General features: G+C 32.2%; 20 protein-coding genes. 10 read left to right on the forward strand and 10 right to left on the reverse strand.

Annotation, left to right across the window (positions count from 1 at the left end; translation table 11 throughout):
- Nucleotides 1-27 precede the first annotated feature (27 nt).
- Together B3R94_RS06110 and B3R94_RS06115 are read left to right on the forward strand one after the other, a co-directional pair.
- Nucleotides 28-852, forward strand: a complete 825-nt coding sequence (locus B3R94_RS06110) for a UDP-2,3-diacylglucosamine diphosphatase (protein ID WP_291099367.1) — start codon at nucleotides 28-30, stop codon at nucleotides 850-852.
- Nucleotides 853-1,827 (forward strand): glycosyltransferase family protein, encoded by a 975-nt coding sequence (locus B3R94_RS06115; protein WP_291099369.1) that lies wholly within the window; start codon nucleotides 853-855, stop codon nucleotides 1,825-1,827.
- Here B3R94_RS06115 and B3R94_RS06120 read toward each other — a convergent pair.
- The 5 genes from B3R94_RS06120 to B3R94_RS06140 are packed head-to-tail and all read right to left on the reverse strand — an operon-like array spanning nucleotide 1,824 to nucleotide 6,735.
- Nucleotides 1,824-3,365: a TrkH family potassium uptake protein gene (locus B3R94_RS06120; RefSeq protein WP_280046507.1), complete on the reverse strand. Its 1,542-nt coding sequence runs from the start codon at nucleotides 3,363-3,365 to the stop codon at nucleotides 1,824-1,826. The genes B3R94_RS06115 and B3R94_RS06120 overlap by 4 nt on opposite strands.
- A complete protein-coding gene (gene trkA, locus B3R94_RS06125) occupies nucleotides 3,365-4,732 on the reverse strand; it encodes a Trk system potassium transporter TrkA (RefSeq protein ID WP_291099372.1) in 1,368 nt (455 codons plus the stop codon). The genes B3R94_RS06120 and trkA overlap by 1 nt, the downstream gene beginning before the upstream one ends.
- 20 nt (nucleotides 4,733-4,752) lie before the next feature.
- Nucleotides 4,753-5,853, reverse strand: a complete 1,101-nt coding sequence (gene prfB / locus B3R94_RS06130) for a peptide chain release factor 2 (RefSeq protein WP_125350433.1) — start codon at nucleotides 5,851-5,853, stop codon at nucleotides 4,753-4,755.
- A gap of 42 nt (nucleotides 5,854-5,895) precedes the next feature.
- Nucleotides 5,896-6,294 carry a hypothetical protein gene (locus B3R94_RS06135; protein WP_038335837.1) on the reverse strand — a complete coding sequence of 133 codons (399 nt, stop codon included), beginning with the start codon at nucleotides 6,292-6,294 and terminating at the stop codon, nucleotides 5,896-5,898.
- 33 nt (nucleotides 6,295-6,327) lie between these two features.
- Nucleotides 6,328-6,735, reverse strand: coding sequence for a DUF6146 family protein (locus tag B3R94_RS06140; RefSeq protein ID WP_038335835.1), 408 nt, complete (start codon nucleotides 6,733-6,735; stop codon nucleotides 6,328-6,330).
- Between the two features lie 39 nt (nucleotides 6,736-6,774).
- On the opposite strand from B3R94_RS06140, the gene B3R94_RS06145 reads away from it, so the two are divergent.
- A complete protein-coding gene (locus B3R94_RS06145; RefSeq protein ID WP_038331194.1) occupies nucleotides 6,775-7,119 on the forward strand; it encodes an arsenate reductase family protein in 345 nt (114 codons plus the stop codon).
- A 48-nt stretch (nucleotides 7,120-7,167) separates the two neighbouring features.
- Nucleotides 7,168-7,395 (forward strand): hypothetical protein, encoded by a 228-nt coding sequence (locus B3R94_RS06150; protein ID WP_038331196.1) that lies wholly within the window; start codon nucleotides 7,168-7,170, stop codon nucleotides 7,393-7,395.
- Between the two features lie 50 nt (nucleotides 7,396-7,445).
- On the opposite strand, the gene B3R94_RS06155 is transcribed toward B3R94_RS06150, so the two are convergent.
- The 5 genes from B3R94_RS06155 to B3R94_RS06175 form a co-directional block, all read right to left on the reverse strand.
- Entirely contained in the window at nucleotides 7,446-8,525 is a 1,080-nt protein-coding gene (locus tag B3R94_RS06155) for a peptidylprolyl isomerase (protein WP_291099376.1), read from the reverse strand.
- Nucleotides 8,526-8,550: 25 nt separating this feature from the next.
- Nucleotides 8,551-9,078 carry an FKBP-type peptidyl-prolyl cis-trans isomerase gene (locus B3R94_RS06160; protein ID WP_115000909.1) on the reverse strand — a complete coding sequence of 176 codons (528 nt, stop codon included), beginning with the start codon at nucleotides 9,076-9,078 and terminating at the stop codon, nucleotides 8,551-8,553.
- Nucleotides 9,078-10,103: a DHH family phosphoesterase gene (locus B3R94_RS06165; protein ID WP_280049281.1), complete on the reverse strand. Its 1,026-nt coding sequence runs from the start codon at nucleotides 10,101-10,103 to the stop codon at nucleotides 9,078-9,080. The genes B3R94_RS06160 and B3R94_RS06165 overlap by 1 nt, the downstream gene beginning before the upstream one ends.
- A 98-nt stretch (nucleotides 10,104-10,201) precedes the next feature.
- Nucleotides 10,202-11,032 carry an ABC transporter permease gene (locus B3R94_RS06170; RefSeq protein ID WP_291099380.1) on the reverse strand — a complete coding sequence of 277 codons (831 nt, stop codon included), beginning with the start codon at nucleotides 11,030-11,032 and terminating at the stop codon, nucleotides 10,202-10,204.
- Between the two features lies 1 nt (nucleotide 11,033).
- Complete coding sequence (locus B3R94_RS06175) at nucleotides 11,034-11,930, reverse strand: ABC transporter ATP-binding protein (RefSeq protein ID WP_115000904.1); 897 nt, start codon at nucleotides 11,928-11,930, stop codon at nucleotides 11,034-11,036.
- Between the two features lie 74 nt (nucleotides 11,931-12,004).
- Here B3R94_RS06175 and B3R94_RS06180 point away from each other — a divergent pair, with 74 nt between their 5' ends.
- The 6 genes from B3R94_RS06180 to B3R94_RS06205 all read left to right on the forward strand — a co-directional run bounded on the left by B3R94_RS06180 (nucleotide 12,005) and on the right by B3R94_RS06205 (nucleotide 17,845).
- Nucleotides 12,005-12,889 carry a ChaN family lipoprotein gene (locus B3R94_RS06180; protein ID WP_291099384.1) on the forward strand — a complete coding sequence of 295 codons (885 nt, stop codon included), beginning with the start codon at nucleotides 12,005-12,007 and terminating at the stop codon, nucleotides 12,887-12,889.
- 83 nt (nucleotides 12,890-12,972) lie between these two features.
- Nucleotides 12,973-14,343: a Gfo/Idh/MocA family protein gene (locus B3R94_RS06185; RefSeq protein WP_115000900.1), complete on the forward strand. Its 1,371-nt coding sequence runs from the start codon at nucleotides 12,973-12,975 to the stop codon at nucleotides 14,341-14,343.
- The gene (locus B3R94_RS06190) at nucleotides 14,333-15,253 is read left to right on the forward strand and encodes a nucleotidyltransferase family protein (RefSeq protein ID WP_291099390.1); all 921 of its coding nucleotides are present in this window, start codon (nucleotides 14,333-14,335) and stop codon (nucleotides 15,251-15,253) included. Before B3R94_RS06185 ends, B3R94_RS06190 begins: the two co-directional genes overlap by 11 nt.
- 6 nt (nucleotides 15,254-15,259) lie before the next feature.
- The gene (locus B3R94_RS06195; protein ID WP_125349268.1) at nucleotides 15,260-16,291 is read left to right on the forward strand and encodes a phosphotransferase enzyme family protein; all 1,032 of its coding nucleotides are present in this window, start codon (nucleotides 15,260-15,262) and stop codon (nucleotides 16,289-16,291) included.
- Nucleotides 16,263-16,751 (forward strand): GNAT family N-acetyltransferase, encoded by a 489-nt coding sequence (locus B3R94_RS06200; RefSeq protein WP_038331212.1) that lies wholly within the window; start codon nucleotides 16,263-16,265, stop codon nucleotides 16,749-16,751. Before B3R94_RS06195 ends, B3R94_RS06200 begins: the two co-directional genes overlap by 29 nt.
- Nucleotides 16,748-17,845, forward strand: a complete 1,098-nt coding sequence (locus B3R94_RS06205; RefSeq protein ID WP_115000895.1) for a Nif3-like dinuclear metal center hexameric protein — start codon at nucleotides 16,748-16,750, stop codon at nucleotides 17,843-17,845. Before B3R94_RS06200 ends, B3R94_RS06205 begins: the two co-directional genes overlap by 4 nt.
- The last annotated feature ends 1 nt before the right edge of the window (nucleotide 17,846 follow it).

Consider the following 17,846-nt stretch of genomic DNA (forward strand, 5'->3'; position numbering starts at 1 on the left):
TTGATTTCGAAATTTAAATAAAAATCAATGAAGCGTAATCTTGATGCTGTTATTATTTCGGATGTGCATTTAGGAACTTTTGGTTGCAAAGCACAAGAATTGTTGGCTTATCTACAGTCAATCAATCCAAAAAAAATTATTCTCAACGGCGATATTGTGGATATTTGGAATTTCAAGAAAAGTTATTTTCCAGAAACGCATCTTCAAATCATTAGTTATTTATTGAATTTATCTGAACAAGGAATTCCAATCGTTTATATCACTGGAAATCATGATGAACTGTTGCGTAAATTTACGACAATGCGTTTTGGGAATATTCTTTTAACGGATAAATATATGTTGAAACAGAATGATAAAGTCGCATGGATTTTTCATGGAGATGTGTTTGATGCATCGATTCAACATTCGAAATGGATTGCGAAATTAGGAGGTTGGGGTTATGATAAATTAATTCAGTTGAATTATTTTATCAATAAGTGTTTAGAGTTTTTTGGAAGAGAACGTTATTCGTTATCTCAAAAGATTAAAAACTCAGTAAAAAAAGCGGTGAAGCATATCAATGATTTTGAACAAACTGCTGCCGAATTAGCAATCGAAAATGAATATGATTACGTGGTTTGTGGACACATTCATCAGCCACAATTGAGAAAAGTAAAAACGGATAAAGGAACTTGTGTGTATATGAATTCAGGCGATTGGATTGAGAATTTATCGGCTTTAGAATGTGTAGACGGAAATTGGTCAGTGTTTTATTTTGAAGAACACAAACATACTTTGATGCAAAATTTAGAAGAAATCGAGTTCAATTATTCATTGGATGAACTGATTGTTTCAATTCTCAATAAGAAGTAAATGAAAATTTTATATGCTTTACAAGGAACGGGAAATGGACATTTGGCTCGTGCGCAAAAAATGTTACCAATCCTTGAAGAATATGGAGATTTGGATGTTTTTGTAAGCGGTTCTAATTCACAGTTACAACTCGAAAATTATCAATTTAAACATCATAAAGGATTGTCATTATTTTATAATCAGATGGGAAAAGTTTCGTATAAACGAATTTTTAAGGAGAATAGTTTTAAATCTTTTTGGAATGAAGTGAATCATTTTCCAATTGAAAAATATGATTTGATTATTAATGATTTTGAACCAATTACGGCACATGCAGCTCGAAAGAAAAAGATAAATATTGTTGGTTTGAGTCATCAAGCTTCGCTTTTATTTGATGAAACACCAAAAGTGAAAAATAAAACAGGTGAGACGATTTTAAAATATTATGCACCAACTTCTAAGCATTACGGTTTTCATTTCGAAGAATATAATGATGCTATTTTTTTACCCATCATTCGAGATAAAATTAGAGCATTGCATCCAAAACAGAAAGATTATTATTTGGTGTATTTACCAAGTTTTCATCCGACTGAAATTATGGAGAAATTATCACTGATTAAAGATTCAAAATGGAAAGTTTTTTCACCTTTTGTGAAAGATGTTACGCGTCAATTTAATGTTGAAATTTATCCAATTGATGAACGCCTTTTTACAAAAACCTTAGAAAATTGTAAAGGAGTTTTGTGCGGTGCTGGTTTCGAATTGCCTGCCGAAAGTATTTATCTTAAAAAGAAACTTTTTGTGATTCCGATCAAAGGTCAATATGAACAATTGTGTAACTGTGAGGCTTTAAAAATGATTGGCGTTGATTATTCGTATGATTTGAATGTAGCACAATTGCAACGTTGGGTGGATTCGAATAAAATTATTGAGAAAGATTTCCCAGATCAAACCGAAGAAATCATTCAGAAAGTAATTTTAGAAGCATCCCATTAATTATTTTTCCAGAAAGCAGGCGTAAATAAAATTAAGATTGTATAAAGCTCTAATCGTCCCAAAACCATTAAAAAACAACATAATAATTTTGCACTATCCGTTAAAGAATTCATTGAAGTACCCGGACCAAATTCGCCAATTCCCGGACCTACGTTTCCTAAAGTGGAAGCAGTTAATGTTAAAGAGGCCAAAATATCTTGGAAACTCATTGTTATACCATAATTCAAAAGCGCAAACAAAATAGAACTCACAATCCATGTAAACATAAACATGACAAAGAATGCCATAACGTGGAAAACAATAGATTGGTTAAGCGAACGATTGTTATAACGAACTGGAATAATTGCGTTTGGATGTAAAATACGCTTAAATTCGATCCAACTATTTTTTAATAAAATGACGTGTCTGATAACTGTAATTCCTCCAGATGTAGAACCTGCCGAACCTCCGATGAAGAACAAAGAGAAGAAAATAAGTGTGGTTACGGTTAACCAACTTGTGTAATCTTCCATTGCCAAAGCGGTTGTAGATGCGATAGAAACGACGTGGAATAATGAGCTTCTGAATGAATGTTCGAAGTTAAACCAGGAATAAGTTTCGACGGAATAGCTAGGGTAAATATTAAAAAATAATACGACAAAAACGATAAATGTAACGACAGCAAGTAAGCCAACCCACCAGCGAAATTCTTCATTTTTCCACACTTTTTTGAATTGTCCTTTAATCAATAAATAAATCAAAGCGAAGTTTGTTCCGCCCAAAAACATCATCACGATTAGTACATATTGAATAAAAACATTGTTATTCCAATACATCAAACCTTCATTTTTAGTAGAAAAACCTGCGGTTGCAATCACACTCATCGAATGGTTTGCAGCATCAAATAAATTCATTCCACCAAAATAAAGCAACAATGCAAAAAAAGCAGTTAATCCTAAATAAACTAACCAAAGGTTTTTCGCTGTTTCTGTAATTCGAGGGTGAATTTTATCCGTATAAATTCCAGGCGCTTCTGCCATAAAAAGTTGTCGACCACCAATTCCAAGAAACGGTAAAATCGCAATCGTCAAAACGATAATTCCCATACCACCAATCCAATTGGTTGTACTTCGCCAAAACAATATGCTTTTTGGGAGACTTTCTACATCATCATAAATCGATGTTCCAGTCGCTGTATAACCAGAAACGGTTTCGTAAACAATGTTCACAAAACTGAAATTCTCATTGATGATATGATCGTTTGGTAAAAATATTAACGACGTAACATATGGCAAACATCCCGAAAGAATCAAGAAAAGCCATCCGACACAAACCACGATATAACCTTCGCGTTTGTTGATGTGTTTTCTTCTGTCACGCGTAAAATACATCATTGCAGCTCCCGACAATCCCACTAAACTCCCCGAAACTAAAAAAGGGTAGAGTAGATGATCATTAAAATAAATGCTGACACATGTTGCAATAAACATAAAGAGCGCATTTAATAGTAATAAAACACCCGAAAGATTCAGGATTACTTTGATGTTAAGTGATTTCATTATTTAAAATATTTGGTCACTTTTGGAATTAAATTCGCTTGACTAAAAACAACAACATGATCTTTTGGTTCGATAATGAAATCTTTGGTTGGAATAAATCCATCATTTCTACGAACAATTCCAGCAATAATAGCACCTTCTTTAAATGGAAAATCGCTTACTTTTTTGAATGCGATTTCAGAATTTTCGTGAATACGGAATTCTAAAACTTCGGCATCTAAATCTGAAATTCCTGTTACATCCATCACAGAACCTTGTCGAATATAACGGAAAATACTATCTGCGGTTAAGAGTTTTTTATTGATAAAAGCGTTAATTCCAACTTCTTGACTAAGATGAATATAGTCGATATTTTCGACCAAAGCAATTGTTTTTTTAACACCTTTTGATTTTGCTAAAAGACATGACATAATATTCGTTTCCGAACTTCCTGTTACAGCAATAAAAGCATCCGAATCAGAAATACCTTCTTCCAATAACAATTCTCCATCTCGACCATCACCATTGATAATCAAAATGTTATTTAAATCATCAGCTAAATCAAAAGCTTTGTTTCGGTTGATTTCTAATAACTTAACATTGTGTTTGTTATCTTTTAAAAGTTTGGCAACTTTGACACCAATACTTCCTCCTCCCAAAACAATTACATTTTTGAAATACTCTTGTTTTTTTCCTAGGATTTTATAAACTTCTAAAATTCCAGCTTTTTTTACAATAAAATAAACGTGATCGTCTATTCTAAATTCAGTATCAGCTTCAGGAATAATGGTTTGATATTCGCCACGTTCATTACTACGGATTATTGCAATTGGCATCAAAAGATTGTCTTCACCACCTTTCGTCGTCAAATACATGTCTTTGTACTGCTTGTCCAAAATTTTACAATCCGCATCCAAAACAGTTCCAACCATAAAAAGTTGACCATTTGCAAACGGATGCATCGCATTGAAAGCAGATTGTTGAACAAGAGAATAAATCTCATCAGCCGCTAATTTCTCAGGGCTAATTAATGCATCAATTCCCATTCCTTGAACCCAAAATTGATTTTCTTTGTAAAGAAATTCAGGATTCGAAATTCGAGCTAATGTGCGTTTTGCCCCTAAATCTTTCGCAATCGAAGCACTTGTAAGGTTTGTGTTTTGAAGATGAGTGACCGATATAAAAATATCTGTATCATCAATTTCAACTTCTCGCAAAGCCTTGAAAGAAGTAATATCACCACGATAAGCCATTACATCTAACGAGTTTTCGATCATCAACAATTTGTCCTTGTCCATGTCCATGATGACGATGTCGTTCATTTCATTAGAAAGTAATTTAGCCAAATGAAAACCAACTTCTCCAGCACCTCCGATTAATATTTTCATGAAAGAAATTTAGGATAAAACTATTTTGACGTTTCTTTTTGTCCCATTAACATTAGAAACGATTTCAAGAATTCGTCTATATCACCGTTCATTACAGCATCTACATTACCTGTTTCAGTTCCTGTTCTGACGTCTTTTACCAATTTGTATGGATGCATCACATAATTACGAATTTGAGAACCCCATTCGATTTTCATCTTATTTGCTTCAATCTCATTACGTGCGGCCATTTTTTTCTCTAACTCAATCTTATACAATTCAGATTTTAACATCTCCATTGCACGCTCACGATTGGCTAATTGAGAACGTTCAACCTGACAAACAACCACAATTCCAGTTGGTTTGTGCGTTAACTGAACTTTTGTTTCAACCTTATTTACATTTTGTCCTCCAGCTCCTCCAGAACGAGACGTTTGTAATTCGATATCGGCAGGACTAATTTCAATCTCGATTGTATCATCCACAATTGGCGAAACATAAACCGAAACGAAACTTGTGTGACGCTTTGCATTACTATCAAAAGGCGAAATACGCACCAAACGATGTACACCATTTTCTCCTTTCAGATAACCGAAAGCAAACTCGCCATCCACTTCTAATGTTACCGTTTTTACACCCGCAACATCACCCGCTTGATAGTTTAATTCTTTTACTTTATATCCATGTTTTTCGGCCCACATCAAATACATACGCATCAACATAGAAGCCCAATCACAAGATTCTGTACCTCCAGCTCCCGCAGTAATTTGAAGAATTGCACCAAGATTATCTCCTTCTTCTGAAAGCATATTCTTGAATTCTATATCTTCTAAAAGCTTGGCAACAACATTATATTGTTCCATAACTTCTTCGTCACTAACTTCACCTTCGCGGTTAAATTCTACTAAAACTTCGACATCATTTACTGCATTTGCAATCGTTTGGTATTCATCGATCCATTTCTTTTTACCACGCAAAACTTTCATAAAAGCTTCGGCTTCTTTCGGGTTGTTCCAAAATTCAGGTGAAGCAGCATGCTCTTCTTCATTTTGAACTTCGATTTCTTTTTGTTCGATTTCCAAATATTCGTGCAAATCTTGTGTACGTTTTTGGATGTCTTTTAGTAATTCGTTGTTAAACATAATTGCAAATGTATAAAAATAGGGGATTTTATGAACACGAGGTTAAGCATTAATCACTTTATCATCTTTTCCGTTCCAAGAAAGAATTTTATAAGTAAAACCGTCTTCCGTTTTAATTTCTTGGTCTTTCAGCATCAAAAAAGTATCGTCCCAATCACCATCATCATAACTAATTACCCAGAATAATTGGTTGAACAACAAACCTTCCAAAATATACAAAAGTTCCTCAACAGAATCTACTTCGTAAGTTGTAAAAGGAAAAGAAGATTTGATCCAAATCTTATCATCATCCGAAGTCTGAATATAAAGATCACCAAAAGTCGATTTGTATTCATTCTCGATATGGAATTCTAATAATTCGGTATCTTTTTTGTGAAGCCCTGTAAAATCTGGAATTGCTTCAATGATTTGATTGTATATTTTGATTGAAAAATCGTTCATCTTTCTAAAATTAGCTTGCAAAAATAAACGATATTATCTAATTCTGACACGATATTTATGTTCAATAAATCGAAAAAAGTTAAATAATTTGTATTCAAAATCATAACCATAGTCAACAGAAGGATCTAAATCTATACTTACTGCATACAAATCTGGATTATATGTCATTGGTTGCATATGTCGTTGATTCCAAATCATTACATATTGGCGATTTTTTTGTTCGTAATATTCTTTTGAATAATATTCTTTGGGTAATGCAGTTGTTTTTAAATAAATATCATATTGAGGATCAAATACAACAATATCATAATCGCCATCTTCATTCGGCTCGAATTTTAATGAATTCTCATCTTTATTCGGCACTGAATTTTGTGTGGATTGATTGGTTGTACAAGCAAAAAATAGGAGAGAAACGCTGAAGAATAAAAATAGCTTTTTCATAATTTTTTAATTTGATTAAATATATTGAAAAATAACGATATGTACACGATTTTGCATAATTCTCGCTGTGGGAAAAGCAGAGATGCGATGAAAGTTTTAGAAGAATCTGGAAAAGATTTTGTAGTAAGAGAATATTTGAAAGAACCTTTAACGAAAAATGAATTGAAGGAAATTTTGACTAAACTAAATTTAAAACCAATTGATATTGTGCGTACAAATGAGGAAGATTGGAAAGCAAATTTTAAAGGAAAAGAACTTTCTGATGATGAAGTTTTGAATGCTTTGGTTGAATATCCAAAATTGATTCAACGTCCGATTGTAACAGATGAAAAAAATGGAGTAGTAGGTCGTCCAAAAGAATTAGTAGAAGATTTTATTAAATAAAATTGGTTTGATAATTGTTAGTATTTCTAAAACTAAACATAAAAAGCTATGAAAATTTTAGAAGCATTAACAAAAAATCACACCGAGAAAGGAACTAAAATAGGTCTTTTAACAACTGCAGCTACAACAGGCGTAACCGTTGCTAAATTTCTAGGAAAAAGGTCTATTTATGGAATAATTGGAGGGATTGCTGTGACATTGGCAGCAGAGTATATCCGAAAAAAATACGAGAAGAAAGTTGAAGCAGAGAATGAAACTGTTTTAGAGAATAAATAAAGAAAGCCACTCAATTTGAGTGGCTTTTCTACTTATTTTGAATAGATAAATTATTTATCTAAAACTTCCATATCAAAATATAAAGTTGCGTTTGGTGGAACAACACCTCCAGCACCTCTTGATCCGTAACCTAATTCAGCAGGGATAATTAAGAAAACTTTAGAACCTCTGTTGAACATTGTTAATGCTTCCATCCAACCTTGGATTAATCCTGTTACACCAACTGTTGCGTCTAATGGTTGATTGCGATCGTAAGATGAATCTAATTTTTCACCATCGTTTAAGCGTAAAGTATAATGTACTTGGATTGGATCTCCTTGAATTGGTTTTGCTCCGTTACCTTCTTCTAAAATTACATATTTTAATCCAGAAGGAGTTGATTGAGCTTTTGCTTCTAATTCTTTTTGACGAGCAATTTCTGCATCTTTTTCAGCTTTTGCTTTCGCTTCAGCTTCAGCTTGTTTTTTTGCATGATTTGCTTTTGCAGTTTCAAAAGCTTCTCCACCGTTATATTTGGCGTATTTATCACCTTTACGAGCGATTTCTACTTTCTCAATCACAACTGGAACAACTGGTTTGTCATCTCTTGTTTTTTCTACATTAGCAATAGAATCTACAACTTCTAAACCTTCTACAACTTGTCCAAAAACAGTGTGTTTACCGTCTAACCATGGAGTTGGAACCTCTGTAATGAAGAATTGAGACCCGTTTGTTGCTGGTCCTGAATTTGCCATAGATAAAACACCTTTTTTATCGTGTTTTAATGTTGCATGAAACTCATCTTCGAAATCGTAACCAGGTCCACCTGTACCTCTTCCGTCTGGATCACCACCTTGAATCATGAAATCTTTGATTACACGGTGAAAAATGATTCCATCATAAAAAGGAATTCCTTTTGCTTTTGCTTTATTTTCTTTTGTACCTTCTGCTAATCCTACAAAGTTAGCAACAGTCATTGGAGCTTCTTCTTCGTATAATTTGATTGTCATTGCACCATGATTTGTTGTCATTTTTGCATACAATCCGTCTTCTAAACTTTTAAATTCTTCTTTACTCATCGATTTTGGAATTTTAACGCCACAACTAACAAGAGTAGTGATGACAGTTAAGATTAATAATATTTTTCTCATTTTAACTTTACAGTCTTTGTGTTTATTAGTGTTTTTTTATTTTTAAAACTTTTACATCCATAATAATAGGCGAGTCTGGAGCAATTTTTTGTGTATCACCATAACCTCCATAAGCTAAAAACGAAGGTAATAATAATTTAGCAGTTTCACCTTCAGGAATTAATTGCAAACCAGCTTGTAAACCTCTCACAATATCAGCTTTTCCTAAAATTATTTTCTGAACTTTATTATCGTTAAACGAATATAAAATATTGTTTTCGAGATCAGTTACTTGATATTCAAATTCGATGTAGTCTCCATTATTTGCTGTAGAAGCTGTTCGTTGACCACTATTTGAAATCCAAAAGCCCGAACTCGTTTTAACAAATTTTAGGTCAGATGTTTTCATATAATCATCAAACCATTGTAATTCTTCTTGATGCAATAATTTTCCACGTTCTTGCGAACGTTTCATAAAATCGTCATTGGAATATGAAACGGGATATTGTATGACTTTTTGATCACAACTCATTAACGCAAAAACAGCGAAAGTGAATAAAATAACTTTTTTCATTAGATAACGATACTAGCTAATTTTTCTTGATATTCTGGTAAAAGGGATTGGAAATAAGCAATTGTTTCTTCCATATTCATATCCGAACGACCTCCAGAAGCATTCATATGACCGCCGCCATTGAAATGTTTGCGAGAGAATTCATTCACATCAAAATCACCTTTCGAACGTAACGAAATTTTAATGAAATTATGATGTGTGTCTTCAATAAAAATTACAGAAAAGATAAAATTCTCTACACTCAAACCATAATTTACAAAACCTTCTGTATCTCCTTTCTGAAAACCATTTGCCAACAAATCTTCACGTTTTAAGAACATGAAAGCTGTGCGATGTTCTGGTAAAAAAGTTAGATTATTTAGGGTTAATGATAACAATTTTAAACGTCCTTGCGTTTGCGAATCGTTTACATACGAAGTCACTTTGTCAACTTCTACACCTTTATCAATCAATTCTGCAACAATTCTATGCGTATCAGCCGATGTATTACGAAAACGGAATCCGCCTGTATCCGTCATTATTCCAGTATAAATACATTCAGCAATGCCTTTATCAATTTTATCCAAATCATTCATCGCTTCGATAAAATTATAAACCATTTGACAAGTCGCAGGCATTTCGATATCCGAATACATAAAATCAAATGTATCTGGTTCACGGTGATGATCGATTAATATTTTTGGTGCTTTCGAACGTTCAACCCAGTTTCCTAAGTCGTCAATTCGTTTTACAGTATTAAAATCTAAGATAAAAATCAAATCAGCTTGATGTATAATTGCTTCGGCAACTTTTGGTCGGTAATCTGCAATTACAATCTCTTTTGCTGAAGGCATCCATTTTAGGAACTTAGGAAAATCGTTTGGTGAAACAATGTTACACGTGTGTCCTAATTTATTCAAATAATGAAACATCGCCAATGTAGAACCTATCGCATCTCCATCAGGATTTTTGTGCGGTAGAATTGCAATTTTCTTTGGTGTTGATTTTAAAAGAGTTTTTAACTCTTCGAAATTTGTCATTTGCATAGTTGCAAAGATAAACAAACAAGTGAAATTGTAAATTGCTTTGAAGAAGAAAACCTCCAAATTTGGAGGTTTTCTTGTTTTTATGAAATATTTATAATTTATAAATCTCTTTTTTTGATAATTAATAAGGATAAACCAAGAAATAAAATGATGTAGAAAACATTTGCAGCAAAATGATCCCATTGTACATGATCGGCAACAAATAACTTACCTTCCATAATTGCTTTTTGTATATCTACAGAAGGATAATCAACTATTTTTCCGTTTGAGTTTAGTGGTAAATAATTAGTTAAGATTTTAATTTCTTCAGGATTTTTTGGAGGATTTTTACCAAATCGAACTAAAAATTCAACAACTTTAGCAACAGATTCTATAATATTCAAAACAATTAAAGATAAAATCGCAAAAGCACTTTTCTTTAATAGGAATGATAAAAACATGGCGAATACAATATAAGCGAAGATTTCGACGAAATATCCTCCTAAGAATTCGATTCCGTTTACAAAATCAAACTTTTCGCTAAAAATAGAACCTAATGCAAAAACTAAAACGCCAACTAAAAGTGTAGAAATCAAAGTTATCACAACGTTCATCAAAACTTTTGTGTTTAAAAATTCAGTTTTAGATAAACCATCAATTGTATTTTGCTTGAAAGTTCCGAAAGAGTATTCGTTTGTAATATTATTAATAACAATAATAGCTAAAAAGAATTTTCCAAAACCAATTAACCACGTGATATTATGCCAAATTACAGGAAACTCTAATGCACCTAATTTGATTAAATCAATTTCGATTCCATTCATATTTGGTTTGAAATTCGGCAACGTAATTCCCATTAACAGAATCATCACAAAATATAAAATGATGAAAATTCGTGTTCCTTTGTTGTAGAATAATTTATTCCATTCTATGCTAAATAATCTTTTCATGTTAGTTCTGTTTTTGGATTAGTTGGAAAAATTGTTGTTCTAAAGATTCTTTACGTTTTACTAAATGATTCACGATAATTCCTTGTTCATAAAGCATTTTATTGATTTCTGCAGGATCTTTTTCTTCTGATAAAACAGCAAAAAGTTTGTTATTTTCTTTAGTAACTTTCGAAACGAATGAGAACGTTTTTAATGTATATTCCAAACTTTCCATATTTTGCGCAGCAACTTCGATGCTTCCAAAACTTGAATTCATTTGATCTACAGAACCCGCATAAAGCATTTTTCCTTGATTAAGAACCACCACATGCGAACATACTTTTTCGACTTCGTCTAATAAATGACTGGCCAAAATAATTGTTGTCCCTTGTTGCGCAATTTTAATAATCAATTCACGAATCTGAATAATTCCTTGTGGATCTAAACCATTTGTAGGTTCGTCTAAAATCAACACTTCAGGATCATTTAACAACGCAGCCGCAATAGCCAAACGTTGCTTCATTCCCAACGAATATTGTTGAAATTTATCTTTTTTACGAGAAAGTAATCCAACTAATTCAAGTTTTTCGTCAATTTTCGCATAATTAACTTCTTTAATATCAGCAACAATTTCAAGATTTTTTTCTGCTGATAAATAAGGATAGAATTTTGGGCTTTCGATAATTGCACCAATTTTTTTTAATGAATCGTTATCTGGTTCTTGATCAAACCATTTCCACGAACCCGCTGTAGGATTGATTACATTAAGAATCATTCCTAATGTTGTCGATTTTCCACTTCCGTTTGGACCAAGTAATCCATAAACGTTTCCTTTTTCTACCGAAAAAGAGACATTGTTGACCGCTGTAAAACTGCCAAATTTTTTAGTAAGTTGATTAATTTCAAGAACTTTATTCATAGTAGTTGAATTTGTTTTCTTTATATGTAGAGTTTTTTGTTAATTTGTTACAATTTAGAATTAATTTAAATAACATGAGAACGATACTTTATACCTTATTAATTGTACTAACAATTCAGGCTAAAGCGCAAAACGGAAAAACTTATCAAATTTATAATCAACAAGAAAAGAAAGTTGATTTTGATAAAATGATTAAAGAATTAGCAAAATATGATGTTGTTTTATTTGGTGAACATCATAATAATGCGGTAAATCATTGGTTGCAATTGCAAACGACAAAAGAATTGTATAAGATAAAAGGAAAACAACTGATTCTTGGAGCAGAAATGTTCGAGCGTCATCAACAAAATGATTTAACGAATTATTTGAAAAGCAAAACGACGGATGATGAGTTTCAAAAGAGTACAAAGCTTTGGAATAATTACAAAACAGATTACAAACCGCTTGTTGATTTTGCGAAAGAAAAGAATTTAGATTTTGTAGCAACTAATGTAACGCGCAAATATGCTTCGTATGTCGCTAAGAATGGACTTGAAGCTTTGGATACAGTTCCAAATAATGAGAAAGTCTTTATTGCGAAACTTCCTATTACGATAGATTATGATGCGCCTGGTTATCCTGAGATGATTAAAATGATGGGAGATCATGCTGGAGTGAAGGCAAAACAGTTTGTTGCAGCACAAGCTACAAAGGATGCAACAATGGCAGAATCAATTTTGAATAATTTGAAGAAAAATAATCTATTTATTCATTACAATGGTGATTATCATTCTAAAAATTATGGCGGAATTTATTGGTATTTGAAATTTTTTCGACCTGAGCTCAAAATCGCTGTAATTGAAATTCTAGAAAGTGAAGATTTAAATGAAAAATTATCTGCAATTAAATCAAAAAACGAAAATGTTACTACGACAGAATTTATTATAGTATTTCCTAAGGATTCGCCTAAAACCTACTAATTTTACTTATAAGCAGAAAGTTTTATTGATTATTTTTCATATTTTGCATTTTTAAAAAATAAAGCAAACAATTAAATACAACTATGGACAGAAGAAATTTTATTAAATCGACTGCTGCAGCATCTACGGTAGCATTAGTATCACCAGATTCATTATTTGATTTTTCATCAAAAATTGATAAGGTGAAAGTAGGAATTGTTGGCTGTGGAATGAGAGGGCAGGTACATTTAGATGAGTTATTAAAAAGAAATGATGTAGAAGTTGTTGGGATCGCTGAACCAGATCAACGAATGATTGATCGTTCAAACAAAATTTTTGCAAAACATAATAAAAAACCTGTAGAGTATTTTAAAGGTTTAGATGGATATAAAAAATTATATAAGAATAAGAAAATTCATGCTGTAATTATAGCTACGCCATGGGAATTTCACGCTGAGCAAACAATTGCAGCAATGAATGCGGGTAAAATTGTAGGTTTAGAAGTGTGTGGAGCGATGAATTTACAAGAATGTTGGGATTACGTAGATACATACGAAAAAACGAAAGTTCCTGTATTCATGATGGAGAATGTTTGTTACCGTCGCGATGTTATGGCTGTAATGAATATGGTTCGTAAAGGAATGTTTGGTCAAATTGTTCATGGACAAGGTGGTTACCAACACGATTTAAGAAATGTATTATTTAACGATGGTAAACAACCTTATGGTGGTGGAGTTGAATTTGGAGACAAAGGTTTCTCTGAAGCTGCTTGGCGTACAAATCATTATGTAAAACGTAATGCAGAATTATATCCAACGCATGGTTTAGGACCAATCGGTACAATGATGGATGTTAACCGTGGAAATAGAATTACACATTTAACTTCTATGGCTTCTCAACAAGCTGGTTTAACTGATTATATCGTGAAGAATGGAGGTGCAGATCATCCAAATGCAAAAGTTAAATTCAAACAAGGAGATATCGTTCAAACAATGTTAAAATGTGAAAACGGAGAAACAATCTTATTAACGCACGATACATCTTTACAGCGTCCATATAACTTAGGTTTCCGTATTCAAGGAACTGATGGTATTTGGCAAGATATCGGTTCAGGAGGATTTAGTCAAGGTTTCATTTATTTCGAAGATGAAATGAAACATTCTCACAAATGGGCAAGTTCAGAAGATCATTTAAAAACTTACGATCATCCATATTGGAAAAAATACGAAACTCAGGCAGAAGGTGCTGGGCACGGAGGAATGGATTTCTTCTTAATGAATGATTTTATCGAATGTATTAAAGCAAACAAAGAATTCCCATTCGATGTATATGATTTAGCAACTTGGTATGCAGTAACACCATTAAGTGAAAAATCTATCGAAGGAAATGGTACTTCTCAAGAAATGCCAGACTTTACAAGAGGAAAATATAAAACAAGAAAACCAGTTTTTGGTACAGAAGATTATGGATTCTAAAACCTTATCATTAGTCATTTTAGCAGGTGGAATGGGAAGCCGCTACAAAGGACAAAAACAAATTGATCCAATTGGACCAAGTAAAGAAACGTTGATGGAATATTCAATTTTCGATGCTTTTTCTTGCGGAATAAAACATTTTGTATTCATTATTAATGAACAATTTAATGCAGAAACTAAAAAATATTTTCAAAATTTAATTGAAAAAAATGGAGGTAAAGTAGAATTTGTTCTTCAAACGACGTATACATCTGTTCCGAGAGGAATTTATGATACAATAGAAAAACGTGAAAAACCTTGGGGAACAGGACATGCTTTAATGATTACAAAAAATCATTTAAACAATCCATTTATTGTGATTAATGCAGACGATTTTTATGGTCGTAAAGCATTTGAGAAAGCAAATGAATTGGTTCAAAACGAAAAAATTACAGCAAATACTTATGGTATGGTTGCGTACAAATTGGCCAATACGATTAGCGAAAATGGTTCTGTTTCTCGTGGAGTTTGCACGGTAACAAACGGTCATTTGGAGAATGTTGTAGAGCGTACAAATATCTATTCTAACGAAAATAAAGAAATTGTTTTCGAAGAAGATGATAACGTTTTACCATTGGACGGAGATACGGCTGTTTCGATGAATTTCTTCGTTTTACATCCTTCTATTTTTAGAAAATTAGAAGATAAATTTGAGGAATTTCTTCTCGAAAATGCTTCTCAATTGAAAGCAGAATTTTTCTTGCCGAAAGTTGTAAATGATATGATCAAAGAAGATCAATTAGAAGTGATTGTAGAAAAATCGGATGACAATTGGTTCGGAATGACTTATCCAGAAGACAGAGAAGTTGTAGTAAATTCTATTCAAAATTTAATCAATGATCAAAAATATCCAAATTCACTTTGGACATAAAATATAATGGAGAAAATATTAAAACATTATTTCGAAAATATAGATCAAGTTAGTGTTAATCCAATCAGTTCTGGTTGGATTAATTCTACTTATGAAGTTGAGTACGAAGGAAAAAAAAATATTTTACAAAAAATAAACACGCACGTTTTTCCTCAACCAGAAGTAATTTCTAACAATATTGACATCATTTCTCGTCATCTAAAAGCAAAGAATTATCAAAATTCGGTAATCGAAATTGTAAAAGATTTGCAAGGAAATTTATTAGCAAAAGAAGATGGAGAAATTTGGAGGATGACTTCTTTTATTCCAAATTCTATTTGTTTTGAGAAAGTGGAATCTGCGGAACAAGCATACGAAGCGGCGAAAACAATTAGTGAATTTCATTCGTATTTGTTAGATGTTAATGTTGATGAAATTCATCCTTCGATTGTCGGGTTTTTAGATTATCATAAACGTGTAAATGATTTCAAAAATGCATTGAAAAATGCTTCAACAGAGCGTTTAGAAGAAACGAAAGAAGAAGTTGCTTATATTTTGGATAATCTATATCAAGTTGAAAAATATTTAGAAATAGATTTCCCAAAACGTGTCGTTCATGCCGATGCAAAAATCAGTAATTTCTTATTCAATAATGATAATCATTCGCAAGCAATCGCTGTGATAGACTGGGATACAATAATGCCAGGAAATATTTTGTGCGATTTTGGAGATATGATTCGTACATATGCAAACCTGAAAGCTGAAGACGATCCAAATGGAGAAAATGGTTTTTCTGCAGATTATTATTTGGCTGTTAAAAAAGGTTTTCAAGAACACCTAAAAAATGTGTTGACGCCTGTCGAGCTTGATAATATGGATTTTGTTGCGTATATTGTGATTTATATTCAGGCGGTTAGATTTTTGGCAGATTATTTAGAAAACGATATTTATTATTCGATTTCTTATCCAAAACAAAATCTAAATCGTACGATTAATCAAATCAATTTATTAAAAGCATTAACAAAATTTCATGAAGAAAATTCGGTTCGAAAAATATAAACCTACAGATTTTAATAACTTTTTTAAACTTGTTCAAGACGACGAAGTGATGAAATACATCTCTGGTAAAGGTTTGAACGAAGAGCAAGCAAATCATAAATTTACATCAATCTTAGAAAAAGGAGAAGCTGATGAAAACTTAGGTTTTTTCAAAGTTTATGATGAAAATGATAATCTTTTAGGTGATTGTAAATTGGTGTATAATAAACATATTGAAAATTCACTTGAAATAGGTTATTTATTGAAAAAAGAATTTTGGAGAAAAGGTTTTGGATCAATGATTTGCGAACATTTATTAGCAGAATCAAAAGAAAAATTTCCTGATTTGCAAGTAATGGCTGTCATCGATCCTGATAATGTTGCTTCAAGAAAGTTGTTAGAAAAGTTTAATTTTGAATCGTATTGGAAAGGCATCGAAAATGATTTGCCTACAGAAAAATTGCTTTTAAAAGAGAAATGATACGAGTAAAAGATGTCGCTTTGGCGATGGAAGAAATAGCGCCTTTGGCGTATGCAGAGGATTTTGACAATGTTGGATTGCTAGTTGGTGATTACAATAATGAGGTAACAGAGATCTTGGTAACGTTGGACACAACGCCAGAAGTTGTGGAAGAAGCGATTGAGAAAAATTGTAATTTGATTGTGAGTTTTCACCCAATTATTTTTTCTGGTTTAAAGAAATTGAACGGAAAAAATTATGTTGAAAAAGCAGTGATGACAGCGATCAAAAATGGAATTAATATTTATGCAACGCATACGGCTTTAGATAATTCGAAAGTTGGTGTTAATTTCAAAATTTCTGAACAATTATCTTTATTGAATACTAAAATTCTTATTCCAAAGTCTCAAACCATCAAACAATTGATTACTTATGTGCCAACAGAACATGCTGAGCAATTGAAATCTGCGTTGTATGAAGCGGGTGCAGGAAAAATTGGGAATTATGATTCGTGCGGTTTTGCGGTAGAAGGTACTGGAAATTATAGACCAACTGCTGGCGCAAACCCTTTTATTGGTGAAGTTGGTAAGCTAGAAACAGTAAACGAATCGCGAATAGAAGTTGTGATTCCGCAACATTTGGAAGGTGATGTGATGAATGCTTTATTCAAAAATCATCCGTACGAAGAAGTTGCTTATTCTGTTATTTCGTTGAATAATCAAAACAATTATATTGGAATTGGAATGATTGGAGAGTTAGAAAATGAAATGGAAGAACTCGATTTTTTCAATTATCTAAAAACTCAAATGAATACACCCGTTATTCGTCATTCGAAATTATTAAACAAAAAAATAAAGAAGGTTGCTGTACTTGGAGGTTCTGGCGCATTTGGAATAAAAAATGCAATTTCGGCTGGAGCGGACATTTATATCACGGCAGATTTGAAATATCACGATTTTTTTACTGCTGAAAATAAGCTTGTTTTGGCAGATATTGGGCATTTTGAATCGGAACAGTTTACAAAAAACTTAATAACTTCGTATCTTAAAGAAAAATTTACTAATTTTGTGGTCTTTAATTCTGGAATTAATACCAATCCTGTTAATTATTGTTAAC

The organism is Empedobacter sp. UBA7611 (assembly GCF_002484365.1).
Lineage (GTDB): Bacteria > Bacteroidota > Bacteroidia > Flavobacteriales > Weeksellaceae > Empedobacter > Empedobacter falsenii_B.

Bases quoted from the DNA above. Each gene is read 5' to 3' on its own strand.
- B3R94_RS06175 (WP_115000904.1), bottom strand. From the start codon at position 11,930: ATGAATAAAGTTCTTGAAATTAATCAACTTACTAAAAAATTTGGCAGT.
- B3R94_RS06205 (WP_115000895.1), top strand. From the start codon at position 16,748: ATGATACGAGTAAAAGATGTCGCTTTGGCGATGGAAGAAATAGCGCCT.
- B3R94_RS06195 (WP_125349268.1), top strand. From the start codon at position 15,260: ATGGAGAAAATATTAAAACATTATTTCGAAAATATAGATCAAGTTAGT.
- B3R94_RS06110 (WP_291099367.1), top strand. From the start codon at position 28: ATGAAGCGTAATCTTGATGCTGTTATTATTTCGGATGTGCATTTAGGA.
- B3R94_RS06140 (WP_038335835.1), bottom strand. From the start codon at position 6,735: ATGAAAAAGCTATTTTTATTCTTCAGCGTTTCTCTCCTATTTTTTGCT.
- B3R94_RS06200 (WP_038331212.1), top strand. From the start codon at position 16,263: ATGAAGAAAATTCGGTTCGAAAAATATAAACCTACAGATTTTAATAAC.
- B3R94_RS06135 (WP_038335837.1), bottom strand. From the start codon at position 6,294: ATGAACGATTTTTCAATCAAAATATACAATCAAATCATTGAAGCAATT.
- B3R94_RS06160 (WP_115000909.1), bottom strand. From the start codon at position 9,078: ATGAAAAAAGTTATTTTATTCACTTTCGCTGTTTTTGCGTTAATGAGT.
- B3R94_RS06145 (WP_038331194.1), top strand. From the start codon at position 6,775: ATGTACACGATTTTGCATAATTCTCGCTGTGGGAAAAGCAGAGATGCG.
- B3R94_RS06190 (WP_291099390.1), top strand. From the start codon at position 14,333: ATGGATTCTAAAACCTTATCATTAGTCATTTTAGCAGGTGGAATGGGA.
- B3R94_RS06115 (WP_291099369.1), top strand. From the start codon at position 853: ATGAAAATTTTATATGCTTTACAAGGAACGGGAAATGGACATTTGGCT.
- B3R94_RS06170 (WP_291099380.1), bottom strand. From the start codon at position 11,032: ATGAAAAGATTATTTAGCATAGAATGGAATAAATTATTCTACAACAAA.
- B3R94_RS06150 (WP_038331196.1), top strand. From the start codon at position 7,168: ATGAAAATTTTAGAAGCATTAACAAAAAATCACACCGAGAAAGGAACT.
- B3R94_RS06120 (WP_280046507.1), bottom strand. From the start codon at position 3,365: ATGAAATCACTTAACATCAAAGTAATCCTGAATCTTTCGGGTGTTTTA.
- B3R94_RS06185 (WP_115000900.1), top strand. From the start codon at position 12,973: ATGGACAGAAGAAATTTTATTAAATCGACTGCTGCAGCATCTACGGTA.
- B3R94_RS06180 (WP_291099384.1), top strand. From the start codon at position 12,005: ATGAGAACGATACTTTATACCTTATTAATTGTACTAACAATTCAGGCT.
- B3R94_RS06155 (WP_291099376.1), bottom strand. From the start codon at position 8,525: ATGAGAAAAATATTATTAATCTTAACTGTCATCACTACTCTTGTTAGT.
- prfB (WP_125350433.1), bottom strand. From the start codon at position 5,853: ATGTTTAACAACGAATTACTAAAAGACATCCAAAAACGTACACAAGAT.
- B3R94_RS06165 (WP_280049281.1), bottom strand. From the start codon at position 10,103: ATGCAAATGACAAATTTCGAAGAGTTAAAAACTCTTTTAAAATCAACA.
- trkA (WP_291099372.1), bottom strand. From the start codon at position 4,732: ATGAAAATATTAATCGGAGGTGCTGGAGAAGTTGGTTTTCATTTGGCT.